Origin of the sequence: Achromobacter agilis (assembly GCF_900496965.1) — a bacterium.
GTDB classification, from domain to species: Bacteria; Pseudomonadota; Gammaproteobacteria; order Burkholderiales; family Burkholderiaceae_B; genus Achromobacter; species Achromobacter agilis.
This window is the reverse complement of record NZ_UFQB01000014.1, coordinates 126220-151493: the sequence shown is the minus strand read 5'-3', so window position 1 is coordinate 151493 and position 25274 is coordinate 126220. Positions and strand designations below refer to the sequence as shown.

Here is a 25274-nt window from a genome sequence, read left to right as displayed (position 1 = left end):
CGGCACAGGGCGGCGCGCTGGAATTGAAGCCCCCGAGGAGACATACCCCATGAAAACCCGTTTGAAGAACAGCCTTGCCGCCTGCGTGCTGGGCGCCCTATCCGTGTCCGCCCAGGCTCAGGTGTCGGATGACGTCGTGAAGATCGGCGTGTTGGGCGACCAGTCCGGCATGATGGCCGACCTGTCCGGCAAGTTCGGCGTCGAAGCCGTGAAAATGGCCGTCGAGGATTTCGGCGGCACCGTGCTCGGCAAACCGATCGAAGTGATCTCGGCGGATCACCAGAACAAGGTGGACATCGGCGTGGCGACCGCGCGCCGCTGGTACGAAAACGACAAGGTCGACCTGATCCTCGACGTGCCCAACTCGGCGATCGCGCTGGCCGTGCAGGACCTGACCCGCCAGATGAAGCGCGTGGTGATCTTCACCAGCGCCGGCTCGGCCGACCTGACCGGCAAGGCCTGCTCGCCCAACGGCATGCACTGGACCTACGACACCTACGCCTACGCCACCGGCGTGGCCAACGGCATCATGGAGGACGGCGGCAAGAGCTGGTACTTCATTACCTCCGACTACGCTTTCGGCCATTCGCTGGAGCGCGACGCGATGGCGGTGGTCAAGTCCAAGGGCGGACAGGTGGTCGGCAGCGTGCGCCACCCGATCGCCAGCGCGGACTTCTCCTCGTTCCTGCTGCAGGCGCAGGCCTCCAAGGCCCAGGTCATCGGCCTGGCCAACGGCAGCGGCGACACCATCAACAGCATCAAGCAGGCATTCGAGTTCGGCATCATGGGCAGCAAGCAGCGCGTGGCGGCGCTCTTCATGAGCATCGTGGACGTGCGCAGCGTGGGATTGGAGTACGCGCAAGGCCTGAACCTGGTGGAACCCTTCTACTGGGACCAGGACGACAAGGCCCGCCAGTGGTCCGAACGCTACTTCAAGCGCACCGGCCGCATGCCGTCGATGGTGCAAGCCAGCAACTACAGCGCGGCCATGCATTACCTGAATGCGATCAAGGCGGCCGGCACCGATGGCTCCGAAGCCGTGCTGAAGAAGATGCATGAAACGCCCATCAATGACTTCATGACCGAGAACGGCCGAATCCGCGAGGACGGCCGCGTCATGCGCGACCTCTATCTGTTCCAGGTCAAGAAACCCTCGGAATCCAAGCGCGATTGGGATTATTACAACCTGGTCCGCAAGATTCCCGCCGAACAGGCCTTCCGCCCGCTCAAGGACGGCGGCTGCTCGCTGGTGAAGCCGTGATGGACGGCACGCCTGGACTGCTGGCCGGCAAGCGCGCCATTGTCACGGGGGGCGCCAACCCCCGGGGCATCGGCGCCGCCATCGTAGAACTGTTCATCGCCCAGGGCGCTACCGTCGCCGTGCTGGACCAGGCCTATCCCGAAGGCGCCGCCGCGGCGCTTGCGGCGGGCCGCTGCAACCTGCATTGCGACGTGTCGCGCACGGCCTCCTGCGAGGCCGCGATCGAGCAGGCCAAAGCCGCGCTCGGCGGAATCGACGTGCTGGTCAACAACGCCGGCATCGTCGCCGCCACGCGCATCTGGGACCTGCCCGAAGACGAATTCCGCCGCATGATCGAAGTGAACCTGACGGGCACGTACAACGTCACGCACGCGGCGCTGCCGGCGCTGCTGGACAGCCCGCGGCAGCCCGCCATCGTCAACCTGGGCTCCACCGCCGCGCTGCGCGGCGGCGGCCTGCTCGGCGGCTCGCACTACGCCGCGTCCAAGGGCGGCGTAATCAGTTTCACGAAGGCGCTGGCCCGCGAACTGGGGCCGCGCGGCGTCCGTGCCAATTGCGTGGCGCCGGGCATCATCGAAACCGACATGACGCTGGGAAAATTCGGCGAAAATTGGGAGCAAGAACTCAAACAGGGCATTCCGCTGCAGCGTTTCGGCTCGCCCGCCGAAGTCGCCCAAGCCATTCTTTTCCTGGCCTCGGACCTGTCCTCCTACTCAACCGGCATCGTGGTCGACGTCAACGGCGGCTTCCACATTCACTAGTCGCGCCCTCCCGCAATGAGCACTCCAGACCGCATGCTGTCCATCCTCGACCTCTTTCGCGACGACACCACCGCCGCGTTCCAGGAAGACGTCATGGCGCATCTGGAGTGTTCGCGCGCCACGGCGTACCGCTATCTGAAGTCCCTGACCGAAAGCGGCCTGCTGGCGCCCACCTCGGGCGGCGCCTACGTGCTTGGATCGCGCATCATCGAGCTGGACCGCCATCTGCGCCAGCACGATCCCTTGATGCGCGCCGCGCGCGACGTCATGCGGGCCACGGGCGACGAGCTGCACGCCAACCTGATGCTGTGCAGCTATTACGGCGACAAGGTCATGTGCGTGGACCGCTACTGGACGGACGACTCTATCGAATCCAGCTACGCCCGCGGCCGCCCCTACACCATGTTCCACGGAGCCACGGCCAAGCCCATCCTGGCCAACCTGCCCCCGTACCAGCTGCGCAACCTGATGCTCTGGCACAGCGCGGAAATCCGCGAAGCCGGGCTGGGCGAGGACTGGGATGAATTCCGCGCCAACCTGAAGCGGCTGCGCACCGCCGGCGTGTATGTTTCGCACGGCGAGATCGACCCCGGGCTGATCGGCATCGGCTCAGCCATTTTCAGCCCCGAACAGAAGGTAGTCGGCAGCCTGGTGTTCATCGCCGCCGAAGCGCGCACCACGGAAGAGCGGCTGGAGATCCTGCAGGCGCGCATCCAGGTCGCGGCCGCGCAGGTGTCGCAGAACCTTCAGGCCCCGCAAAGCAACGGCGCGGCGGCGATCGGCATCATGCCGTCGCGGCCGCGCCGCCTCAAGGCGCCGGCCGGCGTAACGCCGGCACGGCAGAAGAAATAACCCCCACGCTGCAAGTTCGGCACGCAGCCCCCCCAAAAAAAGGGGGCTTACCTACGGGCAGCCGGCGGCAAAAAGCCCGATCAGCCCTTGGTGTAGCGCTCGGCGCTGCGGACGATTTCCTCGTGCGCAGCGTCCAGGCCCTTCCAGCCCTTGACCTTGACCCACTTGCCCTTTTCCAGGTCTTTGTAGTGCTCGAAGAAATGCTGGATGCGGGCGATGTCTTCCGTCGGCAGGTCTTCGTAGGTCTTGATGTTGCGGTACGGGGGGTACAGCTTTTCGATCGGCACGGCCAACAGCTTGGCGTCGCCGCCCGATTCGTCGTCCATTTCCAGCACACCGATGGCGCGGCAGCGCACGACGGCGCCGATCTGGATCGGGAACGGCGTCAGCACCAGCACGTCGGCGGGGTCGCCGTCTTCGGACAGGGTTTGCGGGATGTAGCCATAGTTGCACGGGTAGTGCATGGCGGTCAGCATGAAGCGGTCAACGAAAATCGCGCCCGAGTCCTTGTCGACCTCGTACTTCACCGGGTCGGCGTTCATGGGGATTTCGATAATGACGTTGAAGTCTTCCGGCAGCTTCTTGCCTGGGGAGACGCGATCGAGACTCATGATTCAACCTTGTTGTTTGTCTGAAGGAATATTCAAATCGAGCCGTCGTCCTTGAACGGCGGCTTCGTTGCCGGCACGGGCGCGGCGGCAGGCGCGGGCTTGGGCCCTGCGGGCGAGGCCGGCGCGTATGTGGGCACGGGCTCATCGAAAGCCGCCGCCGGGATCGGGGCGCTGTCGAAGTACTCGTCGATGTCCGAGGTGCTGCCACCCGCCAGCGGCGCGTCCTCGGGCGCAAGCGCGCGCTCGCGCTGCTCTTTGCTGACGCGCGCGTCCGGGTCCAGCACGTAGTCGGACGCGGAGGCCGCCACGGCCGGCGGCAGCGCGGGATAATCGCCGCCGACTTCCGTGTCGTTGTCGGACAGGCCCACTGCGTAGCCGCCTTCGGCGTCCACGCGATAGGGATCCGAGCCCGTGTCCGCGGCCGGCAGCGCGGCGTCCGATGCCAGGACCGGCAGCGCCATGCTGGCCGCCGTCGCGAGGCGCCAGTGGCGCACGGCGTCGGCGGGACGGTCCAGGCGGTCGTACAGGCTGCCCAGCAAGGCATGCGTCTGCGCGTCACTGCGGCGGCTGAGCGCGCGCAGCAGGTAGCGCTCGGCCTGGCCCCAGAGCTGGCCGTTCAGGCACAGCATGCCCAATGCCGTGAGCAGATCGGGATCGGTGGGACGCTGCTGCAGCCAGGTTTCGGCGCGGGCCAGCCGGCGCGAGACCTGCTCGGCCTCGCAGCGGGCGTACGCCGCCACGAGGGCCGGGTTGAACTTCACGGCGATCGCGGCTTCGAGCACGCGGGCCGCTTCATTGGCCTCTCCGGCGGCTTCGAAAGCCGCCGCGCCCGCCAGCGCGATTTCGGGCAGAAGCCGTTCTTCGGCCTTCAGGTCTTTCCAGATGGCGCGCCAGGATTCGCTGCCGGCGACGGCGCGCAGGCGCGCCGCGCCCGAAGCGTCGATCAACGCGTCGGCTTCGGCGCGTGCCAGGGCGTTGCGGCGCACGAGGCCGCGAGCCAGCGTGAAAACCTGATCGTCGTGATGCAGCGCGGTGTGCGCGCGCAACAACAGGCGCATGGTGTGCAGATGGCGCGCGCCGCCGTCAGCCAGGGGCTCCAGCACCGCCAGCGCGCGCTCGGCGCGGCCTTGGTCCAGCAGCATGTCGGCGGAGACCGTGGCGGTGGCTTCGACCAGGCCAGGCTCGGTGCCCGCCTGCTCCTGCGCGGTCGCCAACAGGCGGTCGCGGCGGTCGAATTCGCCCAGGCCGTGCGCGGCGCGGGCAGCGGACAGCGCCGCCAGCACGCGCCGGGTCTGGACCTTGGTCTGCTCGAGCAGCTTGGTCAGGTCCTTTTCGGCGGTCGTGTAGCGGCCTTCCAGCAGGCCGATCCAGCCGCGTTCCAGCAATTCATGGTCGCGCGCCTGCGCGCGCTTGCCGCGCCAGGCCCGCACGCGGTCGGGGATGGCCAGCAGCCACGCCAGCAGGCGCAGGCCCACATACAGCACGATGAAGGCCGCGACGATCAGCAGGACGGCCAGCGTCAGCGACATCCCGATGCGCCACGGCCAGACCAGCAACAGCACGTTGCCGGAATGCGAGCGCAGAACCACCGCCAGGGCGACGGCGACAACAGCCAGCAGCAGAGTCCAGAACCAGGTACGCATAGGCCTCAGTCCTGCTCGCTAGTCTTGAAACCGGCGGCCCGCAGGGCGGCCACGGCGTTCAGGCTGTCGGCCACGTCCGGCAGGCGCACGGCGATGTCGGTCTGGGCCAGTTCGCGCGCCAGCCCCTGGGCGGCGACGGTGTCAGGGGAACGGCTGTCGAAGTACTTGGACAGCGTCGTGCCGACGTTTTCGAGTTCGCTCTTCCAGACGGCGGGCTGGCGCATCAGCATGGCCAACTGGGCGGTCAGCAGGCGCTGGCGCAGCGCGCCGCGCACCAGATCGGCCTGGTCGGGCGACAGCAGCAAGGCCGCCGGCTCGTCCACGCGCTGGATGGTGATCAGGCCGCCCAGCTCATGCGCCAGGGCGGAACCGGCACGGCCGGGCCACGAGGCCATCTCGGCGCGCCAGCGCTGCCACCAGGGCGCGTCGGCGGGCAGGCTGGCCTGCGGGTCGATCTGGGGCGCCAATGCGGTAGCGGGCTGGGCCTCGCCGGCGGGCGTGACTCCCGGAGCGGCGGCGTCAGGCACCAGCAACGGCGCCTTGCCGACCAGCGCGACGAGACGCTCGATACGGCCCGATTGCGCGGGGATGTCCACCGTGGACACCGCGCGCAGGCGGTCCAGGTCGCCGTTGATGGATTGCTGCAGGCTGGAGAAGCGCGGCCGGTCGGCGCGCGCCAGGCGCGATTGCGCGGTCTCGAGCGCGACGATGGCGTTGGAAACGTTGCCGGCCAGGCGCAGTTGCTGGCTGGCGATGGTCAGCAGGCGCTCGATATCGTTGGCCAGCAGTTCGTCGCTGGCGCTGTCGTTGAAGTTCTGCCAGGCCAGTTGCAGTGCGTTGTACTGGCTTTGCGTCTCGCGCACGGTGTCTTCGAGCTCGGCCACGCGGCCCGCCTGGGCCTGCGCCAGGGCCAGCGCTTCGCGCGTGTCCTTGCGGGCCTGCGCCACGTCGGATGACAGCGTATCGAGCCGCGTCGCGACTTCGCGGCCGGCGGACACGAACTGCGTGCGCTGTTTCCACAGCGCATAACCCAGGCCGGCGGCCAGCAGGATGACGATGATCAGGGCGGTGACCAGGGGGCCACTGCCGCGTTTGGCCGGACGGGCCTTGACGGGATCGGTCGGGGCCGATGCGGGCGCGCTTGCGCCCGGGGCGGCCGTCGGAACGACCGGATCGGTAGCGGGAGTCTTATCTGTCATGACGCGATTGTATTCGGTGTCGGTCCGAAGCAACGAATCAAGCAGCAACAAAGGCCTGGAATATCGACTCGTCGTTGGGCAAGCAGATTTTTACCATTGCCGGGGCGCCGGCGTCATGACAGGCGGCCGGCACGCGCCGCGCCAGGGAAGGATGCGTGAGCACGAAGCCGCAGCCCGCCCACCAGGCCGCCAGGCCGGCCTCGTCCAGGCGGGCCCGCACGGCGTCCGCGCCCTCCCCGCTGGTGATCAGCCAGGTGGCGCGCAGCCCGGCGTCGGCCCACCGCCGCAGGCGCTCCAGCTGGCCGGCGTCCCAGGCGGCGGGATGGCGCTGATAGGCCGCATGGCGCGTGACGGCGGCGCCGTGCGCCTCGAGCTTGTCGCCGAGCCAGTCCCTGCCCTGCGTCCCGCGCACGAGCAGCACGCGGGCAGGCAGGCGCGGCAGCCCCTGCAGCACGTCCCACAAGGCCTCGGAATCGTGGCTGGGCGCGCTTTCGGAAGGATGCAGGACTGTTGTATTCGCGCCAAAACTATCGGATTCGCGCAGCGCCTGGGCGCTGGCCGGGCCGACGGTGGCGGCGATGACGCCCGCCGGCCAGGCCGACGGGCCGTCCGCCTGGGTCCATTGGTCCAGGTATTGCCTGGCGGCGTTGCCGCTGACGAATACCACCATGTCGTAGTCGGCCGGACGGGGAAGCATCTGCGATGCGGCCGGCAGCGCCCGGATTTCCAGCGCGGGCAGGATGCAAGGCAGCCAGCCGGCCTCGCGCAGGCGGGCGGCAAGCGCCTCGTTGCGCCCCGCGGGCCGTGTCAGGATGGCGACCCGAGGCGATTCGGCGGCTGCGGACGCCATGGCCATCAGTCCGGCCGGGCGTCGTCTTGCAACAGCTCGCGGAGAATGGCCTGCGCGCCTGCGTCCAGCAGTTCCTGCGCCGCGGCCTCGCCGATGGCCAGCGCATCGGCCACCGGGCCGCTGCGCATCGTGCGGACCATGCGCGCGCCATCGGGCGACGCCACCAGTGCGCGCAGCGACAACGTGTCTGCCACGATCTCGGCATACGCCGCCAGGGGCACCTGGCAGGATCCACCCAGCTTGCGGGACACAGCGCGCTCGGCCACCACACAGGACGTGGTATCCGCGCTGGCCAGCGGAGCCAGCCAGGCGCGCATGTCGTCGCGGTCGTCGCGGATCTCGATGCCCAGGGCGCCCTGCCCGGCGGCTGGCAGGCTGTCGGCCGGATCGAGCAGGCTGCGGATGCGCGCGCCCAGCCCCAGGCGCGCCAGGCCGGCGGCAGCGAGCACGATGGCGTCGTATTCGCCCTTGTCCAGCTTGCCCAGGCGCGTGTCGAGGTTGCCGCGCAACGGCTTGACCGCCAGCTCCGGGTAGCGCGCACGGATCTGCGATTCGCGGCGCAGGCTGGACGTGCCGACGACCGCCCCGGCGGGCAGGTCGGCCAGCGAGCCGTAGTTGTTGGACACGAAGGCATCGCGCGGGTCTGCGCGATCGAGGACGGCGCAAAGCTCGAACGGGGCCTGCAGATCCACCGGCACGTCCTTCAGGGAGTGCACGGCGAGATCGGCGCGCCCGTCGAGCAGCGCGTTTTCGAGCTCCTTGACGAACAGCCCTTTGCCGCCCACCTTGGACAGGGTGCGGTCGAGGATCTGGTCGCCTCGGGTCGTCAGGGTAAGAAGTTCAACCGCGCACGCCGGGTACAGCGTGCGCAGCCGGTCGCGCACATGCTCGGCTTGCCACAGGGCAAGCCGGCTGGCGCGGGTCGCGATGACCAGGCGTTGCGGTAGAGACACGAGACGTCATCAAACGAAGTTGGAGACGATGATCGTCGCGACTACCCCGAGAATGGCCAGCACGAACAGGCCTTGAAGCAGGCTCAGGCCCGATTCGGATTGCTGGGGATCGGTGGATCTACGCAGACTCATGTGCTGATTCCTTGGAAGCGGTTTTGCGGCTTGCCAGCCACCGTCCAAGGACAACAACGAGCAAGGCGCCAATGATTTCTGCGCCGATTTTAACCGCAGCCGGCTGAACGCCGAATTGACGCTCGACAACCACGTCGGTAACCAGCATGCCGCCAGCGATCCAGCCGAGCAGCGCCGCGCCGAAAGTAACGACCAGCGGATAGCGATCGATCAGCTTCAGGACCAGGGTGCTGCCCCAGATGATGATCGGCACACTGACGATCAGGCCGAAGGCGACCAGGCCGATCTGGTGGTCGGCGTGGGCGTTCTGGGCCGCGCCGGCAATGGCGATCACGTTGTCCAGGCTCATCACGAAGTCGGCGATGATGATGGTCTTGATGGCGGCGACGATGGACGTGCCGCCCTTCACATTGCCGTGGGCGTCATCTTCGGGAATCAGGAGTTTGACGCCGATCCACAGCAGCAGCGCGCCGCCCACGACCTTCAGGAAGGGAATCGAGAGGAGCGTCAGGGCGAAGGCGATCAGCACGACGCGCAACAGGATGGCGCCAGCGGTGCCCCACAGGATGCCCTGCATGCGCTGCTTGGGCGCAAGGTTGCGACAAGCCAGTGCGATCACGACAGCGTTGTCGCCGCCGAGCAGGATATCGATGAGGATGATCTGGAATACCGCTGCCCAACTCAGCGTCTGGAAAAACTCAAGCACTATGAACCCCCGAAGAGCATTATGAAAAGAATGGCCGGTCCCGAGCCGGCCAGCCCGCCGCGCACCGCGCGGCGGGATCATTCAGTACAACGTATTAGTATAATTCAGCTTTCAGTCAGCTTTCTGGCGCATCAGCAAAACTTTGCCGATCGTCAGCACCAGCACTGCTCCCAGCACGCCCGTCATCAGTGCGAAGCTGTGCTGTGTCACGCCCAGGGCCGCATCGATGCGCGCCACCGGTTCCTGCAGCGCCGGATCACCCACCAGCAGTTCGCCAGCGATGAAACCCAACAGCGCGGCACCCACCCAGACGATGACCGGGAAGCGCTCGATGACTTTCAGAAGCAGCGTGCTGCCGAAAATGACCAGCGGAATACTAATGGCCAAGCCTACGACCAGCAAGGTCGTGTCGCCCATCGCGGCGGCGGCGACCGCCACCACGTTGTCCAGGCTCATGACCAGGTCGGCGATCATGATCGTGCGGATCGCCGTCAACAGATTGCCCTGCGTCTTGCCCGCGCCGTCTTCGTCGCCTTCCGGCAACAGCAGCGTCACGCCGATGTAGACCAGGAGCAGCGCGCCGATAAGCTTGAGCCACGGCAGCAACAGCAGCTTGGCGGCGACGAGCGTCAGCACGATACGCATGATGATCGCGGCGGCGGAACCGATCACGATCGCTTTCTTCTGTTGCGCCGGGGGCAGCGAACGCGCCGCCAGCGCAATAACCACGGCGTTGTCGCCCGATAGCAGGATGTTGACCCAAATGATCTGGAGCAACGCTATCCAGAATGCCGCTGAACTAAGTTCCATGCCTCTCTTTCCTAGGTGTGATCCCCCTAGGACGAACCAAATGAATGGGTGAATTAAGATGAAAACGTACTGACCGTCTTGGTGCGAGCTCGACGGCATTCTTGCTGGGTACGCGCTGGATTTTCTTTCATTATAGTTTCGTTCAGCTTTCCGTATGTTTTCCCGGCCGCGACATGGACACGGGATTTCCCTAGGATCGCGCAAAAAAAGCCGAAAAAAAAAGCCCGCCGAAGCGGGCTTTTTCTTGCGCGAAACCGTGGTTTACAGCACCGACTTGAGCAGCTTGCCCATTTCGGAGGGGTTGCGCGTGGTGCGAATGCCGCAAGCTTCCATGACTTCCAGCTTGGCGTCGGCCGTGTCGGCGCCGCCGGAGATCAGCGCGCCGGCGTGGCCCATGCGCTTTCCGGGAGGAGCGGTGACACCAGCGATGAAGCCGACGACCGGCTTCTTCATGTTGTCCTTCGCCCATTGCGCGGCGTTGACTTCGTCCGGGCCGCCGATTTCGCCGATCATGATGACGGCGTCGGTGTCGGGATCGTCATTGAACATCTTCAGCACGTCGACGTGCTTCAGGCCGTTGATCGGATCGCCGCCAATGCCGACAGCGCTGGATTGACCCAGGCCCAGCTCGGTGACTTGCGCCACGGCTTCGTACGTCAGGGTGCCCGAACGGCTGACGATGCCGATGCGGCCCTTGCGGTGGATGTGGCCGGGCATGATGCCGATCTTGATTTCGTCCGGCGTGATCAGGCCCGGGCAGTTCGGGCCCAGCAGCAGCGTCTTGCTGCCCTTGGCCTTCATGCGGTTCTTGACTTCCAGCATGTCGCGCACGGGGATGCCTTCGGTGATGCAGATCACCAGGTCCAGCTCGGCTTCGACGGCTTCCCAGATGGCGGCGGCAGCGCCTGCCGGCGGCACGTAGATGACGGACACGGTCGCGCCGGTGTCAGCCTTGGCGTCCTTCACCGAAGCAAAGATCGGCACGCCTTCGAAGTCCTCGCCGGCCTTCTTGGGGTTCACGCCGGCCACGAAGGCAGCTTTGCCATTGGCATACTCACGGCACATGCGGGTGTGGAACTGACCCGTCTTGCCCGTGATGCCCTGGGTGATGACTTTGGTGTCCTTGTTGATCAGAATCGACATTTGTGAATCCTTGGATTTTTCTTTACTTGACGGCGGCTACGACGCGGGTGGCGGCTTCGGCCATCGTGTCGGCGCTGATGATCGGCAGGCCCGAGTCGGCCAGCATCTGCTTGCCGAGTTCTTCGTTGGTGCCCTTCATGCGGACGACCAGCGGCACGTTCAGGTTGACGGCCTTGCACGCGGCGATCACGCCTTCGGCGATGACGTCGCAGCGCATGATGCCGCCGAAGATGTTGACCAGGATGGCCTTCACGCTCTTGTTGCCGAGCATGATCTTGAACGCTTCGGTGACCTTCTCGGCCGTAGCGCCGCCGCCGACGTCCAGGAAGTTGGCCGGCTCGCCGCCGAACAGCTTGATGGTGTCCATGGTGGCCATGGCCAGGCCGGCGCCGTTCACCAGGCAGCCGATGTTGCCGTCGAGCTGGATGTAGGCCAGGTCGAACTTGCTGGCTTCGATTTCGGCGGGGTCTTCTTCGTCCAGGTCGCGGTAGGCGACGATTTCCGGATGACGGAACAGGGCGTTGGAGTCGAAGTTGAACTTGGCGTCCAGGGCGATGATGTTGCCCTTGCTGTCGCGGTTCAGCGGGTTGATTTCGACCAGGGAAGCGTCGGTGTCCATGTAGCACTTGTAGAGCTTCTGGAACACGTCCACGGCCTGGGCGGTGGAATCAGCGGGCAGGCCGATCGCATTGGCGATCTTGGTGGCTTGCTCGGCCGACAGGCCGGTCAGCGGATCGATGTATTCGGTGATGATTTTCTCGGGGGTGGAGTGGGCCACTTCCTCGATGTCCATGCCGCCTTCGCTGGAGGCGATGAACGCAACCTTCTGGGTGGCGCGGTCGGTGACCAGCGACACGTAGTATTCCTTCTGGATGTCGGCGCCGTCTTCGATGTACAGGCGGCGGACCTTCTGGCCTTCCGGGCCGGTCTGATGCGTGATCAGTTGCATGCCCAGGATTTCCGAGGCCAGCTTGCGGACGTCGTCCAGCGAGCGCGCCAGCTTCACGCCGCCGCCCTTGCCGCGGCCGCCCGCGTGGATTTGCGCCTTGACGACCCAAACCGGTCCACCCAGCTTTTCAGCGGCAGCCACGGCCTCGTCGACGGAAAGAGCGGGGATCCCGCGCGGCACGGGGACGCCAAATTGCTTCAGCAGTTCCTTGCCTTGATACTCGTGGATTTTCATGTGTTACCTGTCAGGACGTATGAGTAAGAGAAGGTGAATCGGTAGACGAATCGGCCGATGCCTCAGCGCTACCCCCGGTGTACCACTTGGGATAGTGCTCAGCCACCACCGGGCCGCTGGTGCTGAGCGCATGGCAGCCGTCCAGTTGGAATGGACGCCGGTTCGGGTTGTTTTCCTGCCGCCGGCGGTTGGCCATGGTCTGGACTGCCGCGGTGGGAAGCACCTGCGACAGTTCGGTCATGTGCGTACAGCCCTCCACATGCCCGAACCGCTCTTTGACCTGCCGGCGGAACCCCTTGAGCAGATTCATGCCGATGAGATCAGTGTAAGCCGGCTCGATGGCCATGCAATGCCCGCCGTAGGGCGCGGCATCATAGACGGCCTGCGCCGCCACGATCGAGAAATTCTCGTCGATGGTGATGCGCAGGTGCATATGGTGGATGGGCTGGCCGGCCTTGAACATCTCGCCGTCGCGCTTGGGGAAATCGTACGCCTTGACGTCGATCAGTTCGGCTTCCAGGTCCCATAGCCCGTCATCGCGCGCATACGATTGCACGCGTATGGAACGCGTATGCAGTGGCTGGCGAGGATAGTCCGGCGGGGGCAAGGGCATGCTGAGGGCCTGCGGGGCGAAGATGGCCTGCGCATGGTGCGCGGCAACAAAACCTTCAAAGTATAGCGCAGGCAGCCCTTCATGAACCGCCCCGCCCGGGCTCCGCCGGGTCCGGCCGCAGCGCCGCCGAGGCCCACAGGCCGTCATGGCGCACCTGGCAGGTGATCCTGGCTGCGGCCAGAAACCGCTCCCGTTCCGGGGAATATTCCTCCAGCCCGCGCCGGCATGCCTTCAGGCGCGCTTCCAGCCCGCTCCACGCGCGGGCAAAGACGTCCGCCCGATCCGGCGCCGGACAGGCCGCCAACCCGGCCGCCGCCTCGGGGCCGCAATACAGATGGACGACATCCGCGTCGCCCGGCCCGTCCGCCCCGCCGGCCAGGTCCACGCCGGGCACGCCCAAGCGCGACAGCCCGCAAAGAATATAGGGGCCGCAATAGGAGAACGAACTGCGCCAGCGCGCGCCGGCCGTCATCCACGGCCCCTTGGGCGATTCCGTCCAGCAGGCCTCCTGGCCGCGCCGCGCCAGTTCCCCGGCCAGCCAATCCCGGGCCGCCTGCCGCTGGCGGGCGCGGGCGGCGGCCCGCCGCAGCAACCACAACTCGACCGGGGCGCCCTCCCCGTTCAGGCGCAGCGCCGGGCTCACCGCGGCGTCCACGGTGTGGCCGGACTGCCGATCCAGGCCTGTCCAGCCGGGATGGTTTCGCCCTTGAGCACCAGCGTCAGCGGCCCGAGGCGCGCGCCCGCCTCGACCCGGGTGTCGTAAAGAATGGTGCTGCGCGGCCCGACGTTGACCGCCTTGCCGATCCGCACCATGCCGATTTTCATGACCCGGTCTTCGAACAGGTGGGTCTGGGGGCCCGACCAGGCGTGCAGCACGGCGTCGTCGCCGATCGACACACAGTCGTACTCGGTGACGTCGGTGGTATCCATGAAGACGCGCCTGCCGATCCGGGCGCCCATGCAGCGCAGGGCCAGCGGCAGCCAGGGCGTGGCGCGCAGGAAGTTGAAGAAGTTCGGCACCGCGATGGACTCGTACAGGCTGGTGACGGCCTCGCTCTTCCAGACGAAGGGCGTCCACATTGGCTCTGCGCGGGGCCGGTAGCGTCCGATCAGGGCCCACTTCAGCACCGCCAGGAACAGGAAGGCGCCCACGCCGTACAGCACGCCCGCCAGCATCAGCTCGTCGAAGGCGGCCAGGAACCCTTCCCGCGCGGCGATGGGGATGACCTTCATCACAGTGAGATACCCCGCCGCGATCACCACGGCCAGCGGCAGGATCATGCGCATGCCTTCAACGGCCCCGCGCGCGATCTTGCGGCCCAGGCCGGGCCGGAAGGTCAGGTGCTCGGGGAAGCCGGCAGTCTGTTCGCGCGCGGGCAGCGAGATCGGCGGATTGCCCAGCCAGGTCTGGCCGCTGGCCATGCGGGCGTTGGCGGGCGCGCGGCTCTGCACGCCGATCAGCACATCATCGGGCAGCGCCGAGCCATCGGGCACGTAGGCGCCGTTGCCCACGAAACTGCGGTTGCCGATGACGGTAGGACGCATCGTCATCCAGCCGCGGTCGATTTCCTCATCGCCCAGCATGACGCCGTCGGCGATGAAGCTGTCGCGGCCGAGCGTCAGCATGTCAGGCACGATACCCATGGCGGTGGAGATCTCTGTGCCCCGCCCGACCTTCGCGCCGAGCAGGCGGTACCAGGTGCCCGCGTATATCGACGCATACAGGCCGTGCAGCACGCTGAGGCTGGACTCCTGGATCTGGTTGGTCAGCCAGCGCCGCAGGTAGATCTGTCCGTAGACGGGCCAGCGGCCGCTGGCCAGGCGCGGCAGCAGCGCCCAGCGCAGCATCGCGGAGACGATCACGGTCAGGAGCAGCAGCAAGGCGCTGGCGGGCAACGCCAGCAGCAGGTAGGCCAGGAAGGCCTCGGGCCAGGGCACGCGGGAGCCCATCAGGTCCAGCCAGCGCGCATCGATCCAGTCGATCAGCACGAAACTCGGGAAGACGGGCATGAAGAACAAGGCCGCGATCAGCGCGCCGCCCACCGCGTAGGCCAGTCCGTCGAGCCGGCGCCAGGTGGCGTGGCGGGCGGGACGGGCAGGCAGTTCGGACGGACGCGCCTGCGGGTCGTGGCGGGCCGGCGCCCCCGTCCAGATCTGCCCGGCCGGGACGCGCGTCCCGCCGGGCAGCGAAGACAGCCCTTCGAGGCGGGCGCCCTGCGCCATCGTCACGCCGCCCTGGATCACCGCGTAGGAACCGACGTAGGTGTCGTCCGCCAGCGTGATCGGCGCCACCTCCCATACGCCACCCTGAACCGAGAAATTCTCCAGGTTCACGGAGGCGCCGATGCTGACGCCGTCGCCCACCGACAGCAGGTCCGGCGCGCGCACGGAGATGCGGTTGATGGCGGCATCGCGGCCGATCCGCGCGCCCAGCGCGCGCAGGTACCAGGCCTGGAGCGGCGAACCGGCCAGCAAATGCGCCGGCGGGATGTCCAGGATCCGGTCCACCAGCCACCAGCGATAGAACTTCCACCCGTAAAGCGGATAGCGGCCCGCCTTGAGACGCCCGAGGATGGCCCACTTGCAGGCCACCGCCACGCCGAAGCTCAGCAAATTGCAGGCCAGGTAGCTGGCGATGGACAGGGCTACCGCGCGCCAGACGGAATCCCCTTCGTCACCCGTCCAATAGTGGTAAGTGAAGAACGGCGTCAGCCAGATCAGCATGCGCACGCCGATCAGCAGCGGCAAGGCGGCCAGCTGCGCCAGGCCGCAGGACCAGCGCCGCCATTGCGGCGCTTGCGCCGGCGGCGCCTCGGCCGGGGCCTGCGCGTCCTGCGGGATCGCCAGCGCATCCATCCGCTCCGCCAGCGCCCCCAGCGCCGGGTGCTGGTAGAGCTCGTGCATCGTCAGCAAGGCGTAGCGCGGATGCTTGCGCAGCGACGACACCAGCCGCGCGGCCAGCAGCGAATGGCCGCCCAGGTCGCGAAAGAAATCGCTGGCCAGGCGCAGGGGCTGGCCGGGGAACAAGGGGCGTAGCGCATCGAAGAGCGCCGCCGCGCCCGGCGTGGCCGGCACATCGTCTTCGCCGGCGGGTCCGGCGGCCGCTTCCAGTTCGCGCGCCTTGAGCGCCTTGCGGTCGATCTTGCCCGAGGTCAGGCGCGGCACCTCGGCCGCCGATTCGAAGCGGGCCGGAATCATATAGGCAGGCAAGTCCGCCGCCAGCGCCGCGCGCAGCGCATGCGCGTCCAGCCGCACATCCCCTTCCGGCGCCACGAAAGCGACCAGTTGCTCGATCCCGGCCAGGTCGCGCAGCACCACCGCCGCCGCGCCCACGCCGGGCTGGCGGTACAGCGCCGCCTCGATCTCGCCGAGTTCGACGCGAAAACCCCGCACCTTGACCTGATCGTCGCTGCGGCCCAGGCAGACGATCTGGCCGGACGCGTCGATGCGGGCCAGGTCGCCGCTGCGGTACATCCGCGTGTCGTGCTCCCCCCCAGGACGCGGGTTGGCCAGGAATTTTTCGGCCGTCAGCTCGGGCCGGCCCAGATAGCCGTCCGCCACCCCGGGGCCGGTAATGCACAGCTCGCCCACCTGCCCCTGAGGCAGCACCGAACCGTCTTCGCCGCGGATCAGCATGCCGTAGTTGGGCAAGGGCGCGCCGATCGTCACCGGCTGGCCGGGAAACAGTTCGGCCACGCTCGCGGACACCGTGGTTTCCGTGGGGCCATACGTATTGAACAGCCGGCGCCCCGGCGTCGCCCAACGCCGCGCCAGGAAGTCGGGGCAGGCTTCACCGCCCAGGTTCACGATGCGCAGGCCGGGCACGTCATGCGCAAACAGCGCCAGCAGCGTCGGCACGGCATGCAGCACGCTGACGCCTTCGCGCGCCAACGCCAGCGGCAGCGCTTCCGGGTCCGTCGTCAGCAGCTTCGGCGCAACCCATAGCGAGGCGCCCGCCAGATAGCTGATCCAGATTTCCTCGAACGACATGTCGAAAGCCACGGAAAAACCCTGGTAGACCTTGTCGCCATGGCGTACGCCCAGCACCGCGTTTTCGCTGCGCAGGAAATGGCAGATGCTGGCGTGGCTGATGGGCACGCCCTTGGGCTTGCCGGTGGAGCCGGAGGTATAGATAACATAGGCGGGGTGCCCGGGCAGCAGCCCGTCGCGCATGCGCAATGGCCCGTCCACGGGGTCGGCCAACAGCCAGGGGGGCCAGGTTTCCAGGCCTTCCAGGCGCACGTCGGCCCCGGCGATAAGGCCATCGGCGCCGGCGTCCAGCAGGCAGGCCTGCATGCGGTCGGGCGGCGTATCGGATTCAAACGGCAGCCAGGCCGCGCCGGCCTTGGCGATCGCCGCCTGCATGACCAGCAGTTCCGCTCCGCGTGGCAGGCACAAACCCACGACCTGCCCGGGCCTGACGCCGGCCTCGATCAGGTGATGCGCGGCCAGGTCGGCGCGCTGGCCGAGCATGTCGTAGGTAAGTGTTTGATCCTGCCAATGAATGGCGATGGCGGCGGGATGCCGGCGGATCGTGGCTTCAAGAATATCGGGCAGCGTTTCGGCACGCAGCAGGTCTGCCCGATAAGGGCCGTGGAGAATCATGGGAGCGGCAACGATCCGGCTAAGGGGATTTTTGCCTATGGACCTGCGCCGCGCCATTTCGTTCAGGCAAAAAACGAAAAAAGCCCGCATGGTGTGGGCTTGCTCCGCGAAGAAGCGTTTTTTGTCTGAGGACGGCCCGGAGCCGAAGCTCCGGGCGCATCGGCTTATGCCGCCTGGCGCAGCGCGCGGGCCGCTTGCACCATGCCGATCAGCGCGGCTTCGGTTTCGGGCCAGGCGCGCGTCTTCAGGCCGCAGTCAGGATTTACCCACAGGCGTTCCTTCGGCAGGCGGGCGGCCGCCTTCTCCATCAGGCCGACCATCCAGTCCACCTCGGGCACGTTCGGCGAATGGATGTCGTACACGCCGGGGCCGATGTCGTTCGGGTAGTGGAAATCCTCGAATGCCTTGAGCAGCTCCATGTTGGAGCGCGAGGTTTCGATGGTGATCACGTCCGCGTCCATGGCGGCGATGGACTCGATGATGTCGTTGAACTCCGAATAGCACATATGGGTGTGGATCTGCGTTTCCTCGCGTACGCCGGCGGTGGACAGGCGGAAGCAATCCACGGCCCAGTCCAGGTATGCCTGCCAGTCGGCCCGGCGTAGCGGCAGCCCTTCGCGGATGGCGGGTTCGTCGATCTGGATGACGCTGATGCCGGCGGCCTCCAGGTCCACGACTTCGTCGCGCAGCGCCAGCGCCAGTTGGCGGCAGGTCTGTTCGCGCGGCTGGTCGTCGCGCACGAAGGACCATTGCAGGATGGTGACCGGACCGGTCAGCATGCCCTTGACGGGTTTGTCCGTCAGCGATTGCGCGTACGAAGACCAGCCCACGGTCATCGGCGCCGGGCGGGCCACGTCGCCGAAAATGATCGGCGGCTTGACGCAGCGCGAGCCGTAGCTCTGCACCCAGCCGTTCTTGGTGAAGGCGAAACCGGCCAGCAGTTCGCCGAAGTATTCCACCATGTCGTTGCGCTCGGGTTCTCCGTGCACCAGCACGTCCAGCCCTACCTTTTCCTGGAAGCGGATGACTTCCTCGATTTCCTTGCGGATGGCGGTTTCGTAGGCCGAATCGGTCAGCGCGCCGGCCTTCCAGTCACGGCGCAAGGCGCGGATTTCCGCGGTCTGCGGGAACGAGCCGATCGTGGTGGTCGGGTAGGCGGGCAGGCCCAGCTGCTCCTGCTGGCGGGCGATGCGGCCGGCGAACGGCGCGCGGTCGCGCGACACGCCCGTCGCGCCGGCCATCCGCTGGCCGACCACCGGGTTGTGGATGCGGGCGGACGAGCGGCGGGCAGCCAGCGCGGCGCGCTGCTTGATCAGGCCGTCCTGCACCGTAGGGTCCGTGGCGCTGTCCAGCGCGCGGCCCAGCAGGCTCAGTTCGTCCAGTTTCTGAGCGGCGAAGGACAGCCAGCTCTTGAGTTCGGCGTCGAGTTCGGTTTCGTGCGCCAGGTCCACCGGAACGTGCAACAACGAGCACGACGGCGCCAGCCACAGGCGGTCGCCGAGTTGTTGCTTGATCGGCGCCAGCGTGGCGATGGCGGCATCCAGGTCGGTGCGCCAGATGTTGCGGCCATTGATGACGCCGGCCGAGAACACCTGGTCGGCGCGCAGGCCGGAGACCACTTCAGCCAATTGCTCCGGCGCGCGGACCAGGTCCACGTGCAGGCCGGCCACGGGCAGACCCAGCGCCGTCGGCAGGTTGTCCTTCAGGCCGTCGAAGTAGGTGGCCGCGAGCAGCTTGACCGGGCCGGCCGACAGCGTGGCATAAGCCTCGCGGAAAGCGTCGCGCCAGGCCTTGGGCAGGTCCAGCGCCAGGATCGGTTCGTCGATCTGCACCCACTGCACGCCCAGCTTGGCCAAGCGCGCCAGCACTTCCTGGTAGACGGGCAGCAGCGCGGCGAGCAGCTGCAGCTTGCCTTCGTCGGCAGCGCCTGCGGCGAACGCGTCGCCCTTGCCCAGGTACAGCCAGGTCAAGGGGCCCGGGATGACGGGCTTGACGGCATAGCCCAGCGCCTGCGCTTCCTGGATCTGCTCGAACAACGATTCGCGGGCGATGCGGAAGGTCTGGCCCGGAACCAGTTCCGGCACGATGTAGTGATAGTTGGTATCGAACCACTTGGTCATTTCGCAGGCGGCGGCGGGCTTGCCGGACGGCGCGCGGCCCCGGCCCATGCGGAACAGCGTGTCGAGCGTGACGGGTTCGTTGTCCTTCTGGCCGAAGCGCGCCGGCACGGCGCCCAGCAGCGTGGTCCATTCCAGGATCTGGTCGTACCAGGCGAAATCGCCGGCGGGCACGAACTTCAGGCCGGCGTCGGCCTGCAGCTTCCAATGCCGGGCGCGCAGTTCGCGGCCAATCTGCTCCAGCGCTTCGGCGGTCTGCTTGCCCGCCCAATAGGCCTCGACGGCGCGTTTCAGTTCGCGCTGGGCGCCGATGCGGGGGAACCCCAAATTATGAATAATAGTCATGACATTACCGCCGTAAGACAAAATTTGTTCAAGTGACGGTTATTCTGAGGCCAAATCAACATGAATCAAAATCAATGTCTACATTCATAACATGAGAAAATCTCATAAAATATAAGCTCATTCCAAATACCTGGATTCCCATGCTCGAAATCCGCCATCTAGAAACGCTGACGGCGATCCGCGAAGGCGGCAGCCTGCAAGAGGCCGCCGAACGCCTGCACCTAACCCAATCCGCCCTGTCGCACCAGTTGCGCGACCTCGAAACCCGGCTGGGCACGACCCTGTTGAACCGCCGCACCCGGCCGGCCCGGCTGACCACCGCGGGCCTGCGCGTGCTGGCGCTGGCGGACGAAGTGCTGCCTCGCATCCGCGCGACCGAACGGGAACTCCAGCGGCTGGCGGCTGGCCGCACGGGGCGGCTGCACCTGGCCATCGATTGCCATTCCTGCTTCCAATGGCTGATGCCGGCCCTGGACGCCTTCCGCATCCAGTGGCCAGACGTGGCGCTGGACCTGTCGGCCGCATTCTCGTTCGCCCCCCTGCCAGCGCTGGTGCGCGGCGACCTCGACCTCGTCATCACCTCGGATCCGCAGCCGCTGGAGGCCGTGGAATACCTGCCGCTGTTCAAGTACGAGCTGGTGCTGGCAGTGTCGGACTCCAATCCGCTGTCCGGCAGCAAATTCATCCTGCCAGAGCAGTTGGCCGATCAGACGCTCATCACCTACCCGGTGGACAAGCAGCGCCTGGACATCTTCACAGCCTTCCTGGACCCGGCCGACGTGGAGCCCGCCGCCGTCCGCAAGGCGGAACTGACGCCGATCATCGCGCAACTGGTGGCCAGCAATCGCGGCGTGGCCGCGCTGCCCAACTGGGCGCTGACGGAATACATGAACCAGGGATGGCTGCGCCTGTGCCGGCTGGGCCCGCAAGGCGTGTGGCGCACGCTATACGCCACCGTGCGCAGCGAAGACACGGACGCGTCGTATATCGATGAGTTCCTGAGCATTACCCGCGACGTTTGCTTCAAGACGCTAACCGGGATCAAGTCGGCGAAGTAGCCGCGGCGGCCACGCGCGCCGGCCTGGCAGGCGCGCTCAGTCTTCGTCGCCTTCGCCCAGGATGCGGCGGATCACGTCGTGCGCGAAGCCGCGGCTGGCCAGGAAACGGGCTTGCTTGGCATAGGCCGCGCGGTCTTCCGGCCTGGCGTGGAAGCGCTTCTTCCAGACCTCCAGCGCGCGGTCGTATTCGGTGGCCCGCAACTGGTCGCGCAGTTCGGCGACCTGGTTGTCGTCCACACCATGCTGGCGCAGCTCCTGGACAATGCGCGCCGTGCCCTGGCGCGATGCACGCCGATGCACCAGGCCCTGCGCGAAACGCTCGTTGGACAACCAGCCTTCTTTTTCGAGGGCGTCGAGCACGGCTTCGACCTCAGACGGATCCTCGGCATGGGCGGCCAGCTTGCGGGCCAGTTCGCCGCGGGCGTGCTCGCGCCGCGACAGATAGCCCACGGCGCGCATCTTCAGCGACGGGCCCTTGCGGGCGGGCTTGCCGGCTTCGGCGCCCTCGCTGCCCTCTGGACCCTGCGCGGCTTCGGCGGCGGCCCGGCGGCCACGGCCGGCGGCACGCTCCTCGGAGCTGCGCCGCCACGCTCCCTGCGGATCGGAGGCGGGCTCGTCCTGCTCGCGCCGGGCGTCCGACGTGCGTCGCAGGCCCTGGGGCCTGGCGACGGTTTCGAACTCGTCATCGAGCTTGGCGCGAAGACGGTCAGCTGACGCGAGGGGCGGTTTCCAGCTCATGCGTTTCCTGCTTTGCTATGCATAACGGCAGGCCCGTCCTGGCGCCTGCCGCAAGTTTCCTGGCCTGGCCCGGAAGCGCTGCGCGGGCCAGCTGCGCCGTTGCGCCGCGGGCCCGCCAGCCGAAGGGATTATTCGGCGGTATCTTCCGCCGTGGGCACGAATTCGGCCGCACGGCTGACGATGCCCTGGTTCTCGCGCACGCGGTTCTCGATCTCGATGGCCATTTCCTTGTGCTCTTTCAGGTACTCGCGGACATTGTCCTTGCCCTGGCCGATGCGATTGCCGTTGTAGCTGTACCACGCGCCGGACTTGTCCACCACATTGGCGGCCACGCCCAGGTCGATGATCTCGCCTTCGCGCGAAATGCCGGCGCCGTACATGATGTCGAACTCGGCCTGCTTGAACGGCGGCGCAACCTTGTTCTTCACGACCTTGACGCGGGTTTCGTTGCCGACGACTTCGTCGCCCTTCTTGATCGAGCCGATGCGGCGGATGTCCAGACGCACGGACGCGTAGAACTTGAGCGCATTGCCGCCGGTGGTGGTTTCGGGGTTGCCGAACATCACGCCGATCTTCATGCGGATCTGGTTGATGAAGATGACCATGCAGTTGGTCTTCTTGATGGTGGCGGTCAGCTTGCGCAGCGCCTGGCTCATCAGGCGGGCTTGCAGGCCGGGCAGCGAATCGCCCATCTCGCCTTCGATTTCGGCCTTGGGCACCAGGGCGGCCACCGAGTCGACGACGATGAGGTCAACGGAACCCGAGCGCACCAGCGCGTCGGTGATTTCCAGCGCCTGCTCGCCCGTATCCGGTTGCGAGATCAGCAGATCGGTGAGGTTGACCCCCAGCTTGGAGGCGTATTGCACATCCAGGGCGTGTTCGGCGTCGACGAACGCGCAGGTGCCGCCGATTTTCTGCATTTCGGCGATGACCTGCAGCGTGAGCGTGGTCTTGCCCGAGGATTCCGGACCATAGATCTCGACCACGCGGCCGCGGGGCAGGCCGCCGACGCCCAGCGCGATGTCCAGCCCGAGCGACCCCGTGGAAACCACCTGGATGTCGTGCGAGACCTCGTTGTCGCCGTAGCGCATGATCGAGCCCTTGCCGAACTGCTTTTCGATCTGCGAAAGCGCGGCGGCAAGCGCCTTGGCCTTTTCCGATGCGGCGGCCTTGGTGGTTTTGTCGTCCATGTAGAGTCCTGTCTGTAACGTATCTGGTGTCGAAGGGAGTTGCGGGTCTGGCAGGCCGTTCTGGCGGGTGCTTTGAGCTACGGATCAGATTATGGCATCGGATTGTACTGTACAAAAACCCAGTGTGCCAATGTTTTGCACGTATACCCTGAGTGGCAAGCCGGGCGCCATATGCCAGAATCCCAGGCGAGCCCGGCGTTTCGTCCCCGTACCGCCGCCGGACCGTCCCCAGCCGTAGCGCGTCCCTCAGGGGCGGCAAGCGCGCATGGCGCGCGCGGCGCGGGATTTTCTCCTACTGTAGCCCATGCGTATCCTGATCGCCGAAGACGACAGCATCCTGGCCGACGGCCTGTCCCGCTCGTTGCGCCACAATGGCTACGCCGTGGATGCCGTGCGCGACGGGCTTGCGGCCGATTCGGCCCTGGCGGCCCAGGCCTTCGACCTGCTCATCCTGGACCTCGGCCTGCCGCAGCTGGCCGGCCTGGAAGTGCTGCGCCGCCTGCGCGCCCGCAATTCCGCCCTGCCCGTCCTCATCCTGACGGCCGCCGACAGCATCGAACAGCGCGTCAAGGGCCTGGATCTGGGCGCGGACGACTACATGGCCAAGCCCTTCGCCCTGTCGGAGCTCGAAGCCCGCGTGCGGGCGCTGACGCGGCGCGGCGCCGGCGGCGGCGCGACCCTGCTCAAGCACGGCCGGCTCCTGTTCGACCAGACGGGCCGCGTGGCCATGGTGGACGACCAGACGCTGGACCTGTCGGCCCGCGAAGTCAGCCTGCTCGAAATCCTCCTGACCCGCAGCGGCCGCATGGTCAGCAAGACCCAGCTCGTCGACCACCTCTGCGAATGGGGCGAGGAAGTCAGCACCAACGCCATCGAGGTCTATGTGCACCGCCTTCGCAAGAAGCTCGAGCCCAGCGGCGTGAAGATCGTGACCGTGCGCGGCCTGGGCTACTGTCTTGAGCGGGACCAGGGTGCGGCGTACCTCGCAAGCTGACCCCGCGCATCCGGAAGCGCTCAATCAGGAAGCACTGGATGTCATGCAAGCTGGTTCCAAGGGACCGAGCTTCGCGCCGCCGCAGCGTTCTCTGCTGGGCGAGATCCTGGACTGGATGCTGGCGCCGCTGTTCCTCCTGTGGCCCATGAGCGTCGCCATCACCTACGTGGTCGCGCAGAACATCGCCAACGTGCCCTACGACCGCGCGCTGGCCAACAATCTCCACGTGCTCACCCGCCAGGTCCACGCGCAGGACGGGCGCGCCGTGCTGAAAATGTCCGACGCGGCGCGCGACGTGCTGCACGCCGATGAAACCGACAGCGTCTTCTGGCTGGCGCTGGGCAGCCGCGGCGAATACCTGGGCGGCGACCGGGCCCTGCCCCTGCCTTCCTCCGTGGGCCAGCCCCAGCCCGGCGAAGTGCAGTACGAGGACGCTACCCTGCGCGGTTTCGGCGTCCGGCTGGCATTCACCTGGGTCGACCTGCACCTGCCGAACACCCAACCCGCCTTGCTGATCGCCGCCGAAACGGTCGAAAAACGCACCCAGCTGGCCAACGACATCATCAAGGGCGTGATCATTCCGCAGTTCGTGGTGCTGCCCGTCGCCGTGCTGCTGGTGTGGTTCGGGCTGTCGCGCGGGGTCGCCCCCCTGAACGCGCTGCAGCAGCGCCTGCGCGCGCGCCGGCCCGACGACCTCTCCCCCATCGACGAGCGCGCCGCGCCGTCCGAGATCGCGCCGCTGGTGGCCGCGATGAACGATCTGCTGGACCGGCTTTCTTCCAACGTGCAGGCGCAGCGCCGCTTCGTCGCGGACGCGGCGCACCAGCTGAAAACGCCGCTGGCCGGCCTGCGGACCCAGGCCGAGCTGGCCTTGCGGGACGCCAGCCCCGAGGAAATGCAGTCCAGCCTGCGCCAGCTCGTGACCGGCTCGGAACGCGCCACGCGCCTCGTGAACCAACTGCTCCTGCTGGCCCGCGCCGAGAACCCCAGCGCCATCGGACTGGCCCGCACGGACCTCAACGCCATCGCCTACGAGCAGGCCATGCACTGGGTGCCGCAAGCGCTGTCGCTCAGCACCGACCTGGGCTTCGAAGGCGCGGACGCCCCGGTGGAGATCAATGGCAATCCCCTGCTGCTGGCCGAGCTCCTCAACAACCTGGTCGACAACGCGCTGCGGTACACGCCGCGCGGCGGCCACATCACGGTGCGCGTGCAGGCCCTGCGCGGGCACGCCGTACTCGAGGTGGAAGACTCCGGCCCCGGCATCCCGCCCGATGAGCGCGAACGCGTGTTCGACCGCTTCTACCGCGTGCTGGGCACGATGTCCGATGGCAGCGGCCTGGGGCTGGCCATCGTGCGCGAGATAGCGCAGAAGCACCAGGCCAGCGTCGAAATCCACGACCACCCCACCGCGCATTCGTCCTTGCCCGGCATGCGCGTCCGTGTTGTTTTTCCTCTCTACACGGAATCAGCTTCCTTGCAGGACAGCTAGGACTATCCCTAGCGCCCC

At 67.0% G+C, this 25274-nt stretch carries 22 protein-coding genes; 6 read left to right on the top strand and 16 right to left on the bottom strand.

From position 1 onward, the window contains the following. Positions 1-49: 49 nt before the first annotated feature. From AGI3411_RS17570 to AGI3411_RS17560, 3 genes are read left to right on the top strand one after another with little or no spacing between them, the layout of a single operon-like run. Positions 50-1261 (top strand): ABC transporter substrate-binding protein, encoded by a 1212-nt coding sequence (locus tag AGI3411_RS17570; RefSeq protein WP_129528642.1) that lies wholly within the window; start codon positions 50-52, stop codon positions 1259-1261. Further along, complete coding sequence (locus tag AGI3411_RS17565) at positions 1261-2022, top strand: SDR family NAD(P)-dependent oxidoreductase (protein WP_129528641.1); 762 nt, start codon at positions 1261-1263, stop codon at positions 2020-2022. Before AGI3411_RS17570 ends, AGI3411_RS17565 begins: the two co-directional genes overlap by 1 nt. A 15-nt stretch (positions 2023-2037) precedes the next feature. Beyond that, entirely contained in the window at positions 2038-2874 is an 837-nt protein-coding gene (locus tag AGI3411_RS17560; protein ID WP_129528640.1) for an IclR family transcriptional regulator, read from the top strand. An 80-nt stretch (positions 2875-2954) separates the two neighbouring features. On the opposite strand, the gene ppa is transcribed toward AGI3411_RS17560, so the two are convergent. The 14 genes from ppa to metE form a co-directional block, all read right to left on the bottom strand. After that, positions 2955-3485 carry an inorganic diphosphatase gene (gene ppa, locus AGI3411_RS17555; protein WP_129528639.1) on the bottom strand — a complete coding sequence of 177 codons (531 nt, stop codon included), beginning with the start codon at positions 3483-3485 and terminating at the stop codon, positions 2955-2957. Between the two features lie 32 nt (positions 3486-3517). Then, positions 3518-5128, bottom strand: a complete 1611-nt coding sequence (locus AGI3411_RS17550) for a heme biosynthesis HemY N-terminal domain-containing protein (RefSeq protein WP_129528638.1) — start codon at positions 5126-5128, stop codon at positions 3518-3520. A 5-nt stretch (positions 5129-5133) separates the two neighbouring features. Further along, the gene (locus tag AGI3411_RS17545) at positions 5134-6327 is read right to left on the bottom strand and encodes a uroporphyrinogen-III C-methyltransferase (RefSeq protein ID WP_129528637.1); all 1194 of its coding nucleotides are present in this window, start codon (positions 6325-6327) and stop codon (positions 5134-5136) included. 37 nt (positions 6328-6364) lie between these two features. After that, the gene (locus AGI3411_RS17540) at positions 6365-7183 is read right to left on the bottom strand and encodes a uroporphyrinogen-III synthase (RefSeq protein WP_129528636.1); all 819 of its coding nucleotides are present in this window, start codon (positions 7181-7183) and stop codon (positions 6365-6367) included. Next, positions 7183-8130: a hydroxymethylbilane synthase gene (gene hemC / locus AGI3411_RS17535; protein ID WP_129528635.1), complete on the bottom strand. Its 948-nt coding sequence runs from the start codon at positions 8128-8130 to the stop codon at positions 7183-7185. Before hemC ends, AGI3411_RS17540 begins: the two co-directional genes overlap by 1 nt. A 9-nt stretch (positions 8131-8139) precedes the next feature. After that, positions 8140-8262 carry a hypothetical protein gene (locus tag AGI3411_RS30535; protein WP_255357201.1) on the bottom strand — a complete coding sequence of 41 codons (123 nt, stop codon included), beginning with the start codon at positions 8260-8262 and terminating at the stop codon, positions 8140-8142. Then, on the bottom strand, positions 8249-8968 hold the full coding sequence (locus tag AGI3411_RS17530) for a TerC family protein (protein ID WP_129528634.1): 720 nt from the start codon (positions 8966-8968) through the stop codon (positions 8249-8251). The genes AGI3411_RS30535 and AGI3411_RS17530 overlap by 14 nt, the downstream gene beginning before the upstream one ends. Positions 8969-9079: 111 nt before the next feature. Next, positions 9080-9778: a TerC family protein gene (locus AGI3411_RS17525; RefSeq protein ID WP_129528633.1), complete on the bottom strand. Its 699-nt coding sequence runs from the start codon at positions 9776-9778 to the stop codon at positions 9080-9082. Positions 9779-10039: 261 nt separating this feature from the next. Beyond that, the gene (gene sucD / locus AGI3411_RS17520; protein WP_006388410.1) at positions 10040-10921 is read right to left on the bottom strand and encodes a succinate--CoA ligase subunit alpha; all 882 of its coding nucleotides are present in this window, start codon (positions 10919-10921) and stop codon (positions 10040-10042) included. A 22-nt stretch (positions 10922-10943) separates the two neighbouring features. Then, on the bottom strand, positions 10944-12104 hold the full coding sequence (gene sucC, locus AGI3411_RS17515) for an ADP-forming succinate--CoA ligase subunit beta (RefSeq protein ID WP_129528632.1): 1161 nt from the start codon (positions 12102-12104) through the stop codon (positions 10944-10946). Between the two features lie 10 nt (positions 12105-12114). Next, positions 12115-12717 (bottom strand): DUF2889 domain-containing protein, encoded by a 603-nt coding sequence (locus tag AGI3411_RS17510; RefSeq protein ID WP_129528631.1) that lies wholly within the window; start codon positions 12715-12717, stop codon positions 12115-12117. 79 nt (positions 12718-12796) lie between these two features. Next, a complete protein-coding gene (locus AGI3411_RS17505) occupies positions 12797-13372 on the bottom strand; it encodes a 4'-phosphopantetheinyl transferase family protein (RefSeq protein WP_244240377.1) in 576 nt (191 codons plus the stop codon). Further along, on the bottom strand, positions 13357-17322 hold the full coding sequence (locus AGI3411_RS17500) for a Pls/PosA family non-ribosomal peptide synthetase (protein WP_129528630.1): 3966 nt from the start codon (positions 17320-17322) through the stop codon (positions 13357-13359). The genes AGI3411_RS17505 and AGI3411_RS17500 overlap by 16 nt, the downstream gene beginning before the upstream one ends. 164 nt (positions 17323-17486) lie before the next feature. Beyond that, positions 17487-19784 (bottom strand): 5-methyltetrahydropteroyltriglutamate--homocysteine S-methyltransferase, encoded by a 2298-nt coding sequence (gene metE / locus AGI3411_RS17495; RefSeq protein WP_129528629.1) that lies wholly within the window; start codon positions 19782-19784, stop codon positions 17487-17489. 140 nt (positions 19785-19924) lie between these two features. On the opposite strand from metE, the gene AGI3411_RS17490 reads away from it, so the two are divergent. Beyond that, positions 19925-20842, top strand: a complete 918-nt coding sequence (locus AGI3411_RS17490) for a LysR family transcriptional regulator (RefSeq protein ID WP_129528628.1) — start codon at positions 19925-19927, stop codon at positions 20840-20842. A gap of 36 nt (positions 20843-20878) precedes the next feature. Here the strand turns inward: AGI3411_RS17490 and recX are convergent, their stop codons facing one another. Together recX and recA are read right to left on the bottom strand one after the other, a co-directional pair. Then, the gene (recX, locus tag AGI3411_RS17485; protein ID WP_129528627.1) at positions 20879-21580 is read right to left on the bottom strand and encodes a recombination regulator RecX; all 702 of its coding nucleotides are present in this window, start codon (positions 21578-21580) and stop codon (positions 20879-20881) included. Positions 21581-21708: 128 nt separating this feature from the next. Further along, positions 21709-22770 carry a recombinase RecA gene (gene recA, locus AGI3411_RS17480; RefSeq protein WP_129528626.1) on the bottom strand — a complete coding sequence of 354 codons (1062 nt, stop codon included), beginning with the start codon at positions 22768-22770 and terminating at the stop codon, positions 21709-21711. A gap of 304 nt (positions 22771-23074) precedes the next feature. On the opposite strand from recA, the gene AGI3411_RS17475 reads away from it, so the two are divergent. Beyond that, positions 23075-23764 carry a response regulator transcription factor gene (locus AGI3411_RS17475; protein WP_062684519.1) on the top strand — a complete coding sequence of 230 codons (690 nt, stop codon included), beginning with the start codon at positions 23075-23077 and terminating at the stop codon, positions 23762-23764. A 115-nt stretch (positions 23765-23879) separates the two neighbouring features. Continuing rightward, entirely contained in the window at positions 23880-25256 is a 1377-nt protein-coding gene (locus AGI3411_RS17470; RefSeq protein ID WP_129528655.1) for a sensor histidine kinase, read from the top strand. The last annotated feature ends 18 nt before the right edge of the window (positions 25257-25274 follow it).